The organism is bacterium SCSIO 12827 (assembly GCA_024397995.1).
In the GTDB taxonomy this organism is placed as follows: Bacteria; Pseudomonadota; Alphaproteobacteria; order Rhodospirillales; family Casp-alpha2; genus UBA1479.
The window spans coordinates 2,361,478-2,376,677 of record CP073746.1 but is presented as its reverse complement, the minus strand read 5'-3'; the positions used below and the strand labels follow the sequence as shown (position 1 = coordinate 2,376,677).

General features: G+C 60.4%; 14 protein-coding genes. 5 read left to right on the top strand and 9 right to left on the bottom strand.

Translation table 11 applies throughout. The annotated features are described in order from the left end of the window. The first annotated feature begins 1 nt into the window (after position 1). From KFF05_11160 to KFF05_11150, 3 genes are read left to right on the top strand one after another with little or no spacing between them, the layout of a single operon-like run. A complete protein-coding gene (locus KFF05_11160) occupies positions 2–1,609 on the top strand; it encodes a thiosulfate sulfurtransferase (GenBank protein ID UTW50515.1) in 1,608 nt (535 codons plus the stop codon). Between the two features lie 38 nt (positions 1,610–1,647). After that, a complete protein-coding gene (locus tag KFF05_11155; protein ID UTW50514.1) occupies positions 1,648–2,712 on the top strand; it encodes an isocitrate/isopropylmalate dehydrogenase family protein in 1,065 nt (354 codons plus the stop codon). Positions 2,713–2,722: 10 nt separating this feature from the next. Continuing rightward, positions 2,723–3,781 (top strand): 2-dehydropantoate 2-reductase, encoded by a 1,059-nt coding sequence (locus KFF05_11150; GenBank protein ID UTW50513.1) that lies wholly within the window; start codon positions 2,723–2,725, stop codon positions 3,779–3,781. A 22-nt stretch (positions 3,782–3,803) separates the two neighbouring features. Here the strand turns inward: KFF05_11150 and KFF05_11145 are convergent, their stop codons facing one another. Together KFF05_11145 and KFF05_11140 are read right to left on the bottom strand one after the other, a co-directional pair. After that, positions 3,804–4,931, bottom strand: a complete 1,128-nt coding sequence (locus KFF05_11145; protein ID UTW50512.1) for a hypothetical protein — start codon at positions 4,929–4,931, stop codon at positions 3,804–3,806. 8 nt (positions 4,932–4,939) lie between these two features. Then, positions 4,940–6,487: an MBOAT family protein gene (locus KFF05_11140; GenBank protein UTW50511.1), complete on the bottom strand. Its 1,548-nt coding sequence runs from the start codon at positions 6,485–6,487 to the stop codon at positions 4,940–4,942. Between the two features lie 318 nt (positions 6,488–6,805). Between KFF05_11140 and KFF05_11135 the strand changes: the two genes are divergently transcribed. Then, positions 6,806–7,861: an Ldh family oxidoreductase gene (locus KFF05_11135; protein UTW50510.1), complete on the top strand. Its 1,056-nt coding sequence runs from the start codon at positions 6,806–6,808 to the stop codon at positions 7,859–7,861. Here the strand turns inward: KFF05_11135 and KFF05_11130 are convergent. The 5 genes from KFF05_11130 to KFF05_11110 are packed head-to-tail and all read right to left on the bottom strand — an operon-like array spanning position 7,858 to position 12,190. Further along, a complete protein-coding gene (locus KFF05_11130) occupies positions 7,858–8,109 on the bottom strand; it encodes a hypothetical protein (GenBank protein UTW50509.1) in 252 nt (83 codons plus the stop codon). The two genes, KFF05_11135 and KFF05_11130, sit on opposite strands and share 4 nt — an antisense overlap. Before the next feature lie 6 nt (positions 8,110–8,115). Further along, positions 8,116–8,997 (bottom strand): NAD(P)-dependent oxidoreductase, encoded by an 882-nt coding sequence (locus tag KFF05_11125; GenBank protein ID UTW50508.1) that lies wholly within the window; start codon positions 8,995–8,997, stop codon positions 8,116–8,118. Between the two features lies 1 nt (position 8,998). Continuing rightward, positions 8,999–10,393 (bottom strand): MmgE/PrpD family protein, encoded by a 1,395-nt coding sequence (locus KFF05_11120; GenBank protein UTW50507.1) that lies wholly within the window; start codon positions 10,391–10,393, stop codon positions 8,999–9,001. A 29-nt stretch (positions 10,394–10,422) separates the two neighbouring features. Further along, entirely contained in the window at positions 10,423–11,340 is a 918-nt protein-coding gene (locus KFF05_11115; GenBank protein UTW50506.1) for a 2-dehydropantoate 2-reductase, read from the bottom strand. Positions 11,341–11,395: 55 nt separating this feature from the next. Next, positions 11,396–12,190 (bottom strand): enoyl-CoA hydratase/isomerase family protein, encoded by a 795-nt coding sequence (locus KFF05_11110; GenBank protein UTW53681.1) that lies wholly within the window; start codon positions 12,188–12,190, stop codon positions 11,396–11,398. 193 nt (positions 12,191–12,383) lie between these two features. Here KFF05_11110 and KFF05_11105 point away from each other — a divergent pair, with 193 nt between their 5' ends. After that, entirely contained in the window at positions 12,384–13,613 is a 1,230-nt protein-coding gene (locus KFF05_11105) for an MFS transporter (GenBank protein UTW50505.1), read from the top strand. Between the two features lie 11 nt (positions 13,614–13,624). On the opposite strand, the gene KFF05_11100 is transcribed toward KFF05_11105, so the two are convergent. Together KFF05_11100 and KFF05_11095 are read right to left on the bottom strand one after the other, a co-directional pair. Further along, complete coding sequence (locus tag KFF05_11100) at positions 13,625–14,374, bottom strand: transporter substrate-binding domain-containing protein (protein UTW50504.1); 750 nt, start codon at positions 14,372–14,374, stop codon at positions 13,625–13,627. A gap of 84 nt (positions 14,375–14,458) precedes the next feature. Continuing rightward, complete coding sequence (locus tag KFF05_11095; protein ID UTW50503.1) at positions 14,459–15,022, bottom strand: TetR/AcrR family transcriptional regulator; 564 nt, start codon at positions 15,020–15,022, stop codon at positions 14,459–14,461. Positions 15,023–15,200 lie beyond the last annotated feature (178 nt).

Here is a 15,200-nt window from a genome sequence, read left to right as displayed (position 1 = left end):
AATGACCGAAGTTACTTTGTTGGAAGCCGAAGACGTCCGCGACCGGATTTTGTCCGGCGACGAAGTTGCCATTTTGGATGTGCGCGAATGGGGCGTGTTCGGTGACGGCCACCTGCTGTTCGCCATCAGCTGTCCGCTGAGCCATCTGGAAACCCGGATCGATGATTTCGTGCCCAGGAAGGACACGCCCATCGTGCTGTGTTCCGAAGGCAAGGCCGACAAGCACTTGGTCGACCTGGGGGCGGAACGCCTGGTTGCCTGGGGGTATACGGACGTGAATATCCTCGGTGACGGGCTCGAGGCTTGGCGCAAGGCCGGGTTCGAAGTGTTCTCCGGCGTCAACGTGCCGTCCAAGGCATTCGGTGAATTCGTCGAACATACCTATGACACGCCGCGAATCCCGCCCGAGGAAGTGAAGGCCATGATGGATCGGGGCGAGAACATGGTGGTTCTCGATTCCCGCCCAATGTCCGAATATCACAAGATGAACATCCCCATGGGCATTGACTGTCCGGGGGCGGAGTTGGCCTATCGGGTCCACGATCTGGCGCCCGATCCCAACACCACCGTGGTCGTCAACTGCGCCGGACGCACGCGTTCCATCATCGGCGCGCAGTCGCTAATCAACGCCGGCATTCCCAACAAGGTTGTGGCGCTGGAAAACGGCACCATGGGCTGGCATCTGGCGGGCTTTCAATTGGAATACGGCAACGACCGCCGGTTCCCCGACCTTTCCGATGAAGGCAAGGCCAAGGCCAAGGCCGTGCGCGAACGCGTCGCCAAGCGGTTCGGCGTGCCGACCTGCGATCACGATCAACTTGCCGCCTGGCGGGCCGAGAAAGGCCGCACGACCTACGTTCTCGACGTCCGCAATCCGGAAGAATTCACCGGCGGGCATCTGGAAGGCAGCCGTCATGCGCCCGGCGGGCAGTTGGTTCAGGCTTGGGATCGCTACGTCGCGGTGCTGGGGAGCCGCATCGTCCTGGTCGACGACGACGGTGTGCGCGCGACCATGACGGCAAGCTGGTTGGTTCAGATGGGCTGGCCCGAGGTCTACGTGCTGGAGAATGCCCTCGACGGGCAGCCTTTGGTGCGCGGTGCGCATAAGCCGAAAACCTATGGCCTTGACGCCGCCGCCGCCGAAACGGTGACGGTGGAAGGGCTGGTACGCATGATCGCCGACAAGGTCTGCGTCATCATCGATTTGGCCGATAGCCTGACCTATCGCGACGGGCACATCCCGGATGCTTGGTTTGCCGTGCGCGCGCGTTTGAAGGACAGCATCAAGAAGATCCCCGATGCCCGCTACACCGTCCTGACCTCGCCCGACGGCGTGCTGGCGCAACTGGCGGCACCCGAACTGCGGGCCATGGGGCGGCATGTCGCCGTGCTTGTCGACGGCACGGAGGCTTGGAAAGCGGCCCGCAAGGAAATGCAGACCGGCTTCACCAACATGGCCGACGAAACCAACGACGTCTGGTACCGCCCCTATGACATGGACGATGCCCAGGAAGGGGCCATGAAGCAGTACCTGAGCTGGGAGATCAATCTGGTCAATCAATTGGACCGCGACGGCACAACCCGGTTCAAAAAATTCCCTCAGGCGTAAAACGCCGGGCATAAGAAAACACGAAGGAAACACCACGCATGAAATTCATCGTTCTGGAAAACGACGGCATCGGGCCGGAAATCATGGCCGCGACCCTGCCAGTGTTGCAGAAACTCGACGAACGGTTCGGCCTAAACATCGAACTGGTGCCCATGGTCTCTGGCATGCGGGCCTTGAAGGCCGAGGGGAAGACCATCCCCCAGGCCGTCTATGACGCCTGCGACGCCGCCGACGGCGTCATCCTGGGGCCGGTGTCGTCATTCGAATATCCGTCGGAGGCCGAAGGCGGCGTCAACCCGTCCAAATCCTTCCGCAAGGTGTTTGACCTGTTCGCCAACATCCGCCCGGCACGGACCCGGCCGGGCGTGCCCTCGGTGATCAAGCAGATGGATTTGGTCATCGTGCGCGAGAACACGGAAGGTCTCTACGCCGACCGCAATATGTTCATGGGCTCCGGCGAATTCATGCCGACCGAGGACGTGGCGCTGAGCGTGCGCAAGATCACCCGTCAGGGCTGTGAGCGCATTGCCAAGCAGGCTTTCGAAATGGCCATGGAACGGCGCAAGAAGGTGACCGCCGTGCACAAGGCTAACGTGCTGCGGGTGACCGACGGCCTGTTTCTCAAGACCGTGATGGAGGTGGCCAAGGATTATCCCAGCGTCGAGGTCGAGGAGTTGATCATCGATGCCGCGACCGCCCATCTGGTCAAGCGGCCGCAGGATTTCGACGTCATCGTCACCACCAACGCCTTCGGCGACATCCTGTCGGACCTGTGCTCGGAACTGTCGGGCAGCCTTGGCCTCGCCGGGTCCATCAACGCCGGCAAGGGCCATGTGTTCGCCCAGGCGCAGCACGGCTCGGCCCCCGACCTCGCGGGTAAGGGCGTCGCCAATCCGACGGCGCTGATGCTGTCCACGGCCATGCTGCTGGAGGAATTGGGCCGGCGCACATCCCGCAACGATCTGGCGCAGGCCTCAGCCTCCATGTTCAAGGCCGTAGAACTGGCGCTCAACGATCCCGCCAGCCATACGCCCGACCTGGGCGGCAAGAACTCGACGGAGGGTTTCGGCAAGGCCGTGCTCGCCGCCCTCGACAAGGAATAGGGGGGGCGTCATGGCGGGAACGGAACGCATTGCGGTCTACGGGGCCGGCGCGGTTGGTGCTTACGTGGGCGGCTACATGACCCGCGACGGGCGGGACGTCACCCTGATCGACCCCTGGGAAGAGCACGTCAAACTGATGCGCGATCCGGGGCTGAAGCTGTCGGGCCTGACGGAGCCGGAAAACTTCACCGTTACCTGCAACGCCGTGCTCGACCGCGATCTGCCGCCGCCGGGCGATATCGGCCCGTTCGATGTGATTTTCATCTGCGTGAAGTCATTCGACACGGAGGCCGCCGCCAAGCGCATGCAGCCTTATCTCGCCGAAGGCGGCTTCATGGTGTCCCTGCAGAACGGCATCAACGAAGGCACCATCGCCGGGGTTATTGGCCGGGACCGTACCGTCGGCTGCATCGCGTCCTCGATCTCCGTCTCCATGTGGGAGCCGGGGGCCGTGCGCCGCAATGTGAAACTGGGAGGCAAGGAGCACGTCGTGTTCCGCGCCGGTGAACTGGACGGTAGTGTCACGCCACGAGTCGAGCGGATTGCCGAAATCCTGTCCAGCGTCGACAGTTCCAAGGTGACGACGACGCTGATGGGTGAGCGCTGGTCCAAGCTGATCGTCAACTGTATGCGCAATCCCATTTCCGCCGCGTCCGGCATGGCGTCCAACGCCTGCGACACGGACGATCATATTCGCCGTCTCGGTATCCGCATCGGCGCGGAAGCGATCGAGGTGGCGATGGCTGAAGGCCATCCGCTCGAAAAGCTTCTCGGCATGGCGCCGGAACAGGTGCTGGCCGCCGGCAAGGGGGATGCGACGGCCATGGCGGCCTGCGACAAGTCGCTGCTGGATGGGCGGGCCAAGCGCTCGGACGAACAGCGCCCGTCGATGGCCCAGGACATGGTCAAGGGCCGGCCGACGGAGATTGATTTCCTCAACGGTTTCGTCGTGGCGACGGCTAAGGCTCACGGCATCACCGTGCCCGCCAACGAAGGCATCGTCGTGGCCATCAAACGCATCGAGGCGGGCGAGATCAAACCCAGCCCAGAAGCCCTGGCAGAAATCTAATCTACGATTGTTTCGGGCAAATCTATGGGAGGTTGGTGTTGAAGACCTTCGCCATGCAAGATGGGCGTGGATGAACGGGGTCAAAAAATTCATTTTCGTCACAAATCGTAGAGAAATATCCCCCCCAAATCTCAATATCGCGATGTGACGCAATCGACCGTAAATAGGATTCGGTCTCCTGAATTATCGGCCCATAGGCAGGGTTGTTTCTTAAGTTTCTTGCGGCCACAGGGTGATAAGGCGCGAGAGCGATGATGACTGTCACATTTGCGTCGGTCAGAAAATCCAATGTGTTTTCCAACGTCCTGGCGAATACAGGAGATAGTTCATCAAATCTCCCGAGATTATAAGCATTGTCGCCTTTTCCATAGGTTTCAGAATCGGCTCTTAATTCTTCCGCGGTAATGTTCCTTTCCTTGAGCGGATAAATACGAGAGCCGTCTGGAGCCAGGCCGCCTTTGATTAATGGCGGTTTTCTGGTCGCAAGAGAATTCACGCCAAGGCGATGCCAGAAAGGTGCAACGGCATCAGTGCCGTTGGTTCGAAGTCGTCGGATACTTTCTTTGAGGTATCCGAAAGAGATGAACTCAAGAGCCTTGATCGACTGCCCCCTTATGTTCGGGCGGGAAACCAACCGTACGTTTGGTGGCGCAAATCGAGCGCAGGATTCATCGAGGCTGGTATCTTCTGCCCGTTGTCCGCTTGCGTTGAAGTACCAGGGATCGATCACCAGGATCATACGTCGAGGGAGTATTGCACGCGCGGCATAAGCCTCAATAATGCGACAGAACTGGAATATGCCGGCCCCGCTGATCGCGTGATTCTTTAAATTTCCAGGCCAGATCGCTCGACTGATCCCCATGGCTCGGCTGGACCCCATCACGACAGTTTCTGGGGGGGTCTTGATCAATGCAATTCGGTTTAGTTGAAGCGTCGTCTCATTAAGGTTTGAAATGCCTGATATGTAATTCCCGCGTTCCAATTGGTCTGCAATTTTCTGAATTTCATTCTCAAGCAAGATATTGGCGGGATCGATTGTCAGGTTGATTGCGGCAATCGATGATAAAACGAAGAAGAACGCAGTACAGAGCCCAGCTAGGTAACGAGCAAACGAGGCACTGTGATTATCTTTTGTGAAGTGTTCAGGCATGCGGTGTTTCAGAAATTAAAATAGATAAAAGGGCTGGTGCGAGAGATTGCTGACACGGCCAAGGCCGCAACGCCACCGAACAGTAGGGCGGGGAAGAGCATTGGCTGCCACCGGATTGCTCCTGTAAAGGCTGGGAAAGGAAGCTGCAGCCTGGAGCCCGTTACTGAAAGGTAGCCATTCATAATTTGATATGTGTTCGGAAGGCAGAACGCAATGAAAGCCGAGACCGCGAGAAGGGCCAATTGTTCTTTGCCGCCGTAAAGCGGCAGCACTCCCCATTGCACATTCAGTTTTTCTGCTAGGCCTTGGAACGGGTGGAAAAACCGGAGATAGGACTCGGGAAGTATGACCGCCTGTTGTCCGAACAAGGCTGAGAGCAATGATCCAGCGCCGGCAACGGATTTAGCACGAAAGAAAACCCAGGCAATCGAAACGCAGAAGAATGTCATTATCCAGCCTGCGGCACGCCAACCTAAATGAGGATTCAGGCCGGGGAGCATGTGTCGCCACAACCGATTGATGAGCAAGAAACAGCCATGCATTCCTCCCCAAATTACGAATGTCCAGGCGGCCCCGTGCCAAAGCCCGCCCAACAACATGGTCCCCATGACACTGATGATCGTGCGGGTTGCACCGCAGCGGTTTCCGCCTAGCGGGATGTATAAATAGTTTTTAAGAAAGCGGCTGAGGGTGATGTGCCATCTACGCCAAAAATCTGTAATGCTGGATGCGCGATACGGTGACATGAAATTTAAAGGAAGATTGATTCCAAACAGCTTTCCAAGCCCGATCGCCATATCTGAATAACCGGAAAAATCGAAATATATCTGAAAAGAATATGCCAGGATGCCGCCCCAGGCTTCGAGCATGCTGACTGATGTGCCTGCATCAGCAGCGGCGAAAACTGGGTCCGCGTAACCGGCAAGACTGTCGGCAATCAGTGTTTTCTTGGCCAATCCGATGCAAAAGACAGTTGCGCCGACTGTAATGTTCTCCGTCCACGGCCGAATCGAGTCTAGGGATGCGAACTGAGGCATCATCTCACGGTGATGTACGATCGGTCCGGCTATAAGCTGGGGGAAAAACGTAACGAAGAGACAATAGTGCAGGAAGCTGGACTCCCTGATGGCACCGCTCTTGGCATCAACGAGATAAGCGATTTGCTGAAAAGTGAAAAATGAGATCGCGAGCGGCAAGATCACCGTCTCCATTTGAGACGTATTTCCGATCAGCGCACTTATGGTTTCTACGAAAAAATTTGCATACTTGAAATATCCAAGGAGACCTAGATTGAATCCGACGCCTATGATCAACAAAAGTGTTTTTGAATGCCGACGGCTGGAGGCTGAAATGTATTTACCAAGGAAAAAATTAACGATGATCGAGCCGCCAATCAGAAAAATATAATAAAAATTCCAATACCCATAAAAAAGAAAAGATGAAATTGTAAGAAATATTATAGCATCATTTTTATTTCTTAATTTTAAGATAATATAGAATACAGTGCAGACGATTGGTAGGAATATAAATATAAATTCTAGTGAATTAAATTTCATAATTTATCGCCGTTGTTAAAAATTTATATTTTCAATAATTATTATTTCGGGTGCTGCGGTGGTTGTTCGTCACGATACAACGTCCCAGTTCGAAGATTTTTTCCGCGACAATTTTATCAGTGTTTTTTCGAGGGTGAACGGGGCGCACGTATAGGCCGAGGGTATTGCTGTATCTCCATGCTTTTGGCTTTGAATTGTATGAGAATAATTTTGCTCTGGTGCATTAAGTTTATGAATCTTCCGAAGGAAACGGTCAATCGCTCCGAGTTTGACTGTACTTCGGTTTTATTAATTGAACCGATTTGAGATGTTTTTCCAATGGCCCATTGCTACGCAGCCCAAGACCTGATCTTCGCCGCCAAGATGCTGTTCGAAAAGGCGGGCGCCGCCGCACCCGTGGCCCAGGCCATCGCCGATATTTTGGTTGAGGCCGATTTGTTGGGTTACGGCACCCATGGCTTGCAGTTCGTGCCTGCCTATCTGGCGGCCATGGAAGGGGGCAAGACGACCCCGGAAGGGGAGCCTGAAATCATCATCGACAACGGCGCGGCCCTGGTGCTCGACGGCAAGGGGCTTCCCGGGCAGTGGGTCATGGTGCGCGCCCTCGACCTCGCATTCGAGCGCGTCAAGAATACGCCCATGATCGGGATCGCGATTCGCAATTCAGCGAATATTTCCTGCCTCGCGACCTACGCCCGGCGGGCGGCGCTGAAGGGTTATTTCGCCGTCGTCGCGGCCTCGGCCCCGACGACTAAGGCCGTGGCCCCCTTCGGCGGCGCGTCGCCGGTGATCGGCACCAACCCCTTCGCCGTCGGCATGCCGGGCCAGGATCATCCCATTTTGATCGACACTAGTGCCGCCGCCGTCACCAACCGCGCGATCGAACGCGCTCAGCGCCTGGGTGAAAACCTGCCGTTCCCGGCCCTGGTCGCCGCCGACGGCAGGTCGAGCGACGATCCGGCGGTTCTCAAGACCGATCCGCCGGGGGCGATCCGTCCCGCAGGCGGCGATGAAGCCGGACACAAGGGCTTTGCGATGGGATTGTTGGTCGAGGCCCTGACCTCGGGCCTGGCCGGGCTCGGTCGCTCCTCGGACAAGCCGCCCGCCGGAAACGCGGTCTACCTGCAACTGATCGACCCCAGAGGCTTCGCAGGTGCGGATGCCTTCACCCGGGAAACCGGCGTGCTGGCCGACCTGTGTCGAGGTGCGGTGCCCTGCGATCCGGCCAAGCCGGTGCGGGTTCCCGGCGACCGGGCGGCAGCGGTGTACGCGGAACAGAGTAAGGCGGGTGTCGTCCTACATCCTGAAATCATGGACCGCATGCGGCCCTTGTTGGAAAAATACGGAATTCCCGTTCCGGCCCCGCTCGCCTAGGGCGACGGAGATGGCCGCCGCCGGATGAACAGCACCCCGACGGCCCCCGCGAAGGCGCTGAGGATCAGCCAGACCGCCTGGAAGTCGGGGATCAGGAACGACGCCAGATAGCTGACCGCAATGGCGCCGGCCGAGCAGGTGATGACGTTCCGTAACAGGGCGCGGGTGCCGTTCTTGGTGTAGATCGCCGCAAGCCAGGCGACCACGTTGCCGATGCTGATCACGATCATCAGGCTGATGGGGTCCATGCCGGGTTACGGTCCGGCAGACGCGCGCCGCTTCTGCAATTCGGCGAAGACCTCGCGGTAATCCTCGGGCGCATCATCGCCATAGTCTTCCTTGAACCCAAATTCGGACAGCCACTTCAGGCGCTTGGCACCGCCGTCGCACATGAAGGCGTCATAGCCCAAGGCGCGGAGGGTGTCGGCTGCTTCTTCCAGTTCATGGCCCCGGCGCGCACCATGGATCGCCGTGCGGCCGATCAGGAAGTGCGCCAGGTCGTCGAAATTCTTACCCGCATAGCTGCGGTTCATGGAGGCGAAGACCTCGTCGGCCACGCCATAGGTCTCGGCCCCCAGGACGCATTCCTGCAGCAACGCCTCCATCCCCTTGACCAGGACGGAGCGAAACATCTTGGTCGCTGCCGCCCGGCCGTATTCCGTGCCGAACTCGCGCATGTTGACGCCGTAAGGGGTGAAGGCTTCGATCACGTCTTTCGCTGCCGTGCCGACCAGCAGCATCGGGACTTTCTGATTCTTGCCGGGCACACCGTCCATGACCGCGACCTCGACAAAGCGCGCACCGGTCGGATTGACGACCTCGGCGATCTGCTGCTTGACCATGGGCGAGGTCGAGTTGAGGTCCATGTAAATCTGGCCGGGCTTGAGGGCCCGGGCCGCTTCCTGGGCAACTTCCAACGCTTCCGTCGCGGTGACCGTGGACAGGATGATGTCCGACGTGGCGACCAGGTCGGCGATGCTGGCCGCCATCTCGACGCCCCCGACCGGGGGGCGTTCCCGCAGATCGCGGGCCGTGATGGGGGCAGGCAGGCCCGCTGCCAACAGGCCCTTGGCGATCAGGGGCCCGGCCTCGCCGAAGCCGATGAAGCCCAGGCGCGGCGTGTTGGCCCGTGCCATGCTATTGCGCGGCCTGAGCGGGGGCGGCGATCAGATCGCGGGCGCTGTCCATGGTGTCGATGGACCAGATGGCGGCAAGCAGGTTTTCCGCCCCGTCCGACCCCAACACGGCCGAGGCCAGGTCGCGGTACTTGTCTTCAAGCTCCATATCGCTCAGGGGCGCGTCCGGGTCGCCCTTGCGGGTCGGCGCGTAATGACTGACAACGCGGCCGTCTGTGGTTTCGATCTCCACCTTGGCGGAGCGCAGGGCCGGGAAATTGCCCTGGCATTCCGGGGCCGTGGTCAGGGTGATGCGGGTCATCAGGTCGCGTGCCGCCGTGTCCTGCAATCGCTCCGGCGTGAAGGCGGCCATGCGCACGCTGCCCCACAGCAGCGCGGCGGCGCAGCAGTAGACCAGGGAGAACTTCGCCTCGAATGCCGTCTGCGGGTTGGTGTTGCCGCAAATTTCCTCGGCCTTCTGATAGCTGTCGACGCGGATTTCTTTTACCTGGTCAGCTGTCAGGCCGTACTCGCGGGCCAGCAGCAGCACGCTGTCGACGGCGGCATGGACATGGCCGCAGGCGGAATGGTTCTTCGTCGTGGTCTGCTTGATCAGATAGTCCCGGCCCAGCGTTTCCGCCGCGCGGGCCCAATCGGGTTGCGTGTCGGCCAAACCGTTCAGGCACATGGCGTTGCCGAAGCCGCGCGGCCCTTCAAGGATGTCCGGCGCACCGGTGACGCCCTGTTCGGCGGCGAGCGCCACCGTGACGCCGCGTTCCGCCGCATGCGATCCGTGCAGCGGCTTGGCCATGGCGTCGGCGCGGAAAGCCTGTTGCAGGCCCGCCGCCAGGGTGCCGGCATTGGCCAGCGCGTGCAGAGTCTGTTCAGGGGTGAGGCCCAGGATATTGGCCGAGGCGGCGGCGGCGCCGAAAGTGCCGATCGTGCCGGTGGTGTGCCAGAATTCGTAATGGGCCGGATTGGCGGCGGCCCCGAGACGGTTGGAGACCTCGTAACCGGCGACGATGCCGGTCAGCAGCCGGGCGCCGCTGACGCCCCGTGCCTGGGCGATGGCGAGCGCCGCCGAGATCACTGGAACGCCCGGATGGTAGAGGGCATTGCGGTAGATGTCGTCGAATTCAACGGTGTGGGAGGCCGCGCCGTTGATGAAGGCCGCCGTGCGCGCATCGGTCGTGTCGCCCGAGGGATAGAGCCTGGCCCCGCCGCGCCCGATACAGTCTTTGAATGCTGCCGTCAGCGAGGTTGCCGGTTCAATCACCGTGCCGGGCAGGGCGGCTGCGAACCAATCGAGCAGGCAGCGCTTGGCGGCGTGCAGGGCATCCGCCGGCAGATCGTCCGAGGACAGGTCGGCGGCGTATTTCGCGAACGGCCACAGGGCCGAGGTTTCGAGGGTGGACATGGCGGTTCTCCTCCCAGAGTTGGTCGTGTTCAGGCGCCGTCGGCGTAGAAGGTCAGGGCGCCCAGGACAGCGGCATGGACGGGCGTCGGAATGCCGTGCTTGCGGCCAAGCCGCACCACTTCACCGCTCAGCCACGGCAACTCAAGTCGCCGTCCGGCCTCCAGGTCGTGGAACATGGAAGCCTTCATGACGGCGGGCAGGCCGTCGAGAAAACCGATGGTCTTGGCTTCCGTTCCGTCCGGTAGGGGCACGCCTTCGGCGCGGCCGACGGCGGCGGTTTCGTAGATCGCGGCCTCGAACAGGGCGCGGGACTCAGGGTTTTCCCGGATCGGGCCCGCCGGCTGGCGGCACAAGGACGTCAGGCCGCTGAGGCAGGACAGGAAGATGAATTTCTCCCAGATGGAGCGGGTAATGTCGGGCGACACGGCATGGTCGAAACCGCCGTCCGCGAACGCGGCCTTAAGCGCCTCAATGCGCGGGGTGACGGTGCCGTCACGCTCGCCGATGGTCATGCGTGCCATGGTGCCCGTGTGCTTGATCAGGCCCGGCTCTCCAATCACCGCGGCGATATGAGCAACACCGCCGGCGACATGCGCCGCCCCCAGGCGTTCCGACAGAACGTCCATGCTGCGGACTCCGTTCTGGAACGGGACGACCAGGGTATCGGGGCCCAAAAGCGGTTTGCACTGGTCGGCGCTGGCTTCCGTATCCCACAGCTTGACCGCGAACAGGACCGCATCGACCGGGCCGATGTCGGCGGGATTGTCGGTGACGGAGACGTCTTTCAGGTGAAGATCGCCCTTGTCGCTGGACACGCGCAGGCCGCCCTCACGGATCGCCTTCAGGTGGGCGCCCCGCGCCAGGAAATGAATGTCGTGTCCGGCGGCGGCCAGACGGGCGCCGAAATACCCGCCGACACCGCCGGCGGCCATGATTGCAATGCGCATAGTAAATCTGCCTTTGTCTTTTTGGTCTTAGTCGCTTGGGGGTATGCCCCCGGGCTTACTTACCCTTGAACTGCGGCTTACGCTTTTCCATGAAGGCGCGGCGGCCTTCCTTGTAGTCCTCGGAATCGAAGCAATCCTTGACGATGCTGGCGCAGAGGTCGTGATCGCGGAGCGTATCGTCCTTCAGGCACTCCGCGACAACCACCTTCACGGCCTTGATGGTCAGCGGCGCGTTCTCGACGATGCGGCGGGTGTAATCCGCGACATAGTCGTTCAATTCCGCCTTGGGCACGATCCGGTTGACGAAGCCGATCTCCTTCATCTCCGCCGCCGTGAACTTGCGGGCGGTGTAGAAAATTTCCTTGGCGTAGGACGGGCCGATCAGGTCGACGAAGGGCTTCAGCCCATCGACGCGGTAGCCCAGGCCCAGCTTGGCGGCGGGCACGGCGAAGATGGCATCTTCCTCGGCGATGCGGATGTCGCAGCAGGTGGCCAGGCCGACGCCGCCGCCGACGCAGGGGCCTTCGATCTTGGCGATGGTCGGCTTGGGAAACTCGCGCAGGCGCTCCGACGCCTTTTCCGTGGCGGCGTTGTAGATTTTCACGCTGTCCTCGGACGACCGGTTTTTTTCGAACTGGGAGATGTCGGCACCGGCGCAGAAGGCACCACCGCCTTCACCGGAAACAACGACCACGCGCACGGCGTCGTCGGCCAGGAAATCATCCAGAACGGTCGGCAGATCGCGCCACATTTCGAACGTCATGGCGTTCTTTCTGGCCTGGTTATCGAATCGGACGTAGCCGACACCGTCCTTTTTCTCGACGACCAACTGATCCGTTACGCCGTCCATCGTAAATCCGTCCATGGATGGTTCCTCTAAGTCCTCTTGGTTTTCATTGGCGGGCCAGGCGGCCGATCTTTGCGGGCCATGGTCCAGCTTGCTAATGCGCGAGGCGACAGCGTAAATTGACCGGCCTTTGTATACAATCACTAACCGCCGTCGGTCTTCGGATAGAATGCGGTTTCGTCGGGGAGGATGAATATTGGGTGCAGCGATCGAGAGATTGACCGGTATTCCCCTGCGCCAGCAATGGCCGGCCTGGATGATCGGCCTGGGCCATGGCGGGACCCACTGGATTATCGCGGTTTATTACCTGATGGTTCCCTGGCTGCGCCAGGATCTGGGTATCAGCTATACCGAGGCCGGCCTGATCCTGACCTCGTTCCATCTGTTCAGCTTCATCGCCAATTTCGGGTCGGGTGCGGCGGTCGATCTAGTCGGCCGGCGGGTGTTCCTGCAGGTCATCGCCCTGGTCATCGGCGCCATGGCCCTGGCCGCCATGAAATGGGCCGGTGGATTCTGGTCCGTGTTCGTGCTGCTGGCCTTCATCGGGGCGACCAACAACCTGTGGCATCCGCCGGCGATTTCCTACCTGTCGTCAGCCTATCCGGACAAGAAGGGCTATGCCCTGTCCCTGCATGCCCTGGGCGCCAGCGTCGGTGACGCCATCGCACCCTTGGCCGCCGGGTTCCTTCTGGTCTGGCTCGGCTGGCGCGATGCCTCGACCGTGGCTTCGATTCCTGTGTTCGTCATTGCGCTTCTGCTGCTGCTGACCCTCAACGCCCGCGACAAGGCGACCAACGACGCGCCGGGCAAGGAAAAGATGACCGGCAAGGATTACCTGGCCGGGGTGCGGCTGCTGCTGAAGAACCGCTGGGTGGTCGCGCTCTGCGTCATGTCCGGGTTCCGCACGGTGACGCTTATGGGCCTATTGATGTTCCTGCCGCTTTACCTGGCAGACGAAATGCATCTGGCGCCGACGGCGGTGGGGGCGACGCTCATGGCCATGCAGATCGGTGGCCTGATCGCCACACCTCTGGCGGGCATTTGGTCCGACCGTTCTGGCCGGCGGCCCGTGGTGATGGCGGGCTTTACGGGCACGACCATCGTGCTCGCGATCATCACCCTGCTGGACAACCAGATGATGCTGATCGTCGGCGTGTCGATCTTGGGCTTTTCGTTGTATGCCGCGCGGCCGGTGATGCACAGCTGGATGATGGACATCACGCCGCCGCATCTGTCCGGCAGCTCCATGAGCCTGTTGTTCGGCACCCAGTCGGCCTTCAACTTCGCGCTGCCGCCCTTGTGCGGCCTGATCGCCGATACCTGGGGGCTGACCGCCGTGTTCTATCTGCTGGCGGGGACGATCCTGATCGCCAACCTGATGGTGCTGGCGATCCCCAATTCGGAACCCAACGCGGTCAAGGACTGAGGCCGCCGGCCCTACTCGGCGATGTGGTGGTTGAACAGAACGTCGTAAACGCCGTTCTGCCGGATTTCCTTTAGGCCTGCATTGAAGTCGTTGCGGATGGTCTCGTCCGCGAAGCCGACGACGAAGGGCGTGTGCCCGCCGAACAGGGAGTGAAACTGGAAATCGGCAGCCTTGCCGCCGAGGACCTTTTTCCAATAGCGGAAGATCGTGCCGTCAATGATGAGGGCCTGGAACCTGCCGTCGAGAAAGGCCTTTACCTGGGCCTTCTGGTCACCGATTTCCGTATAGTTCGGGGATTTGCCCGTCGTTTCGGCGAATGCTGGGCCCAGGTCTTTCGTGGCCCCTTCCCAGGCAACCATGCTGAGTCCCGCCAGATCGGCGACGGCAGTGGGGGCGGGGCCATTCGCGCGCGTGACCGCGACATTGTGGAAGCTGACGAATTCGTTGGAATAGAACAGGTTGGGGTTTTCCGGGCGCACGGTGGCGGCGGCGTCGGCGCGGCCTTCCAGCACCAGGGCAGTCAGTGCGTCATAGGTCGAATAGACCGCCTGGAAGCTGTGCCCGCGGGGCGCCAGGGCCGCCTTCATGATATCAAGCTCGATCCCGCCTTTGTCGTCGGCCTGCGCCGGGCCGGTCTGCGTGGCATAGACGAAGGGCGGCTTGGCGATGGCGAAGGCCACGGTCAATTCGGCCGCGCGGGCAGAAGATATGGATAGGGCCAGGAGGGCGGCCAGAACGGACAGGAACGTGAAACGGCGCATGGAATTTCCCCTTTGGTGATCGAGGATGGTAGCAAGCCCGCGTTGCCGGGGCATCTGTTCGTTGTCCGGGGTCTGGGTGTCGCCCTAAAGCCCGGCGTCGCGGATCAAGACCTCGGCCGCCTTCTTGGCCTTGCGGGCGGCGTCCTTATGGCCTGCCACATGGGCCAAGACGATGGCGCCTTCGGTCAGCAGGGCCAGTCCGGTGGCGAGACCGTCCGGGTCGGCGGCTCCGGCCTTGGATGCCAGGTCGCGAAGGTAATCGACGACCAGGTCCTTGTGTTCGCGGGCGGTGCGGTGGATCGGGTCGTTCTTATCGGAATATTCGGCGGCGGCATTGATGAACATGCAGCCGGTGAAATCGTCGGAGGCGAACCACGTGTCCAAGGCATCGAAGGTGGCGAGGATCCGCCCCTTGGGATCGGGGGCGGCGCGTTCGACCTGGCGCATGAACGAATTGCGGAACCGTTCGTCGCGCCGGTGCAGGACCGCCAGGATCAGTTCATCCTTTGACTTGAAGTGATTATAGAGGGTCATGCGCGCGACCCCCGCTTCGGCGATTACCCGATCGATGCCCACGGCGTGATAACCGTCGCGGCCGAACAGACGCAGCGCCGTGTCGATCAGGTGGTCACGTTTCGCCGATGCCATGGTGTCTCAATGAAATAGAACGATTTGTCTAAGTATATGTACTCAACTGTCGGTTTTTCTGCAAGGAGATCCTTACGCCCAGGTCTTCAATCTCTTTCTGGTCAGAAAAAATATCATTTAAATCAATTTAATAAATTAACTCTCGAAGGTTTCTGTGAGGTGATGTGGATAATTGACA

What these genes read in the sequence shown, in the direction of transcription:
- KFF05_11135 (UTW50510.1), top strand. Translation starts at nt 6,806, where the DNA reads ATGGCCCATTGCTACGCAGCCCAAGACCTGATCTTCGCCGCCAAGATG.
- KFF05_11155 (UTW50514.1), top strand. Translation starts at nt 1,648, where the DNA reads ATGAAATTCATCGTTCTGGAAAACGACGGCATCGGGCCGGAAATCATG.
- KFF05_11125 (UTW50508.1), bottom strand. Translation starts at nt 8,997, where the DNA reads ATGGCACGGGCCAACACGCCGCGCCTGGGCTTCATCGGCTTCGGCGAG.
- KFF05_11110 (UTW53681.1), bottom strand. Translation starts at nt 12,190, where the DNA reads ATGGACGGCGTAACGGATCAGTTGGTCGTCGAGAAAAAGGACGGTGTC.
- KFF05_11100 (UTW50504.1), bottom strand. Translation starts at nt 14,374, where the DNA reads ATGCGCCGTTTCACGTTCCTGTCCGTTCTGGCCGCCCTCCTGGCCCTA.
- KFF05_11115 (UTW50506.1), bottom strand. Translation starts at nt 11,340, where the DNA reads ATGCGCATTGCAATCATGGCCGCCGGCGGTGTCGGCGGGTATTTCGGC.
- KFF05_11120 (UTW50507.1), bottom strand. Translation starts at nt 10,393, where the DNA reads ATGTCCACCCTCGAAACCTCGGCCCTGTGGCCGTTCGCGAAATACGCC.
- KFF05_11145 (UTW50512.1), bottom strand. Translation starts at nt 4,931, where the DNA reads ATGCCTGAACACTTCACAAAAGATAATCACAGTGCCTCGTTTGCTCGT.
- KFF05_11160 (UTW50515.1), top strand. Translation starts at nt 2, where the DNA reads ATGACCGAAGTTACTTTGTTGGAAGCCGAAGACGTCCGCGACCGGATT.
- KFF05_11140 (UTW50511.1), bottom strand. Translation starts at nt 6,487, where the DNA reads ATGAAATTTAATTCACTAGAATTTATATTTATATTCCTACCAATCGTC.
- KFF05_11150 (UTW50513.1), top strand. Translation starts at nt 2,723, where the DNA reads ATGGCGGGAACGGAACGCATTGCGGTCTACGGGGCCGGCGCGGTTGGT.
- KFF05_11095 (UTW50503.1), bottom strand. Translation starts at nt 15,022, where the DNA reads ATGGCATCGGCGAAACGTGACCACCTGATCGACACGGCGCTGCGTCTG.
- KFF05_11130 (UTW50509.1), bottom strand. Translation starts at nt 8,109, where the DNA reads ATGGACCCCATCAGCCTGATGATCGTGATCAGCATCGGCAACGTGGTC.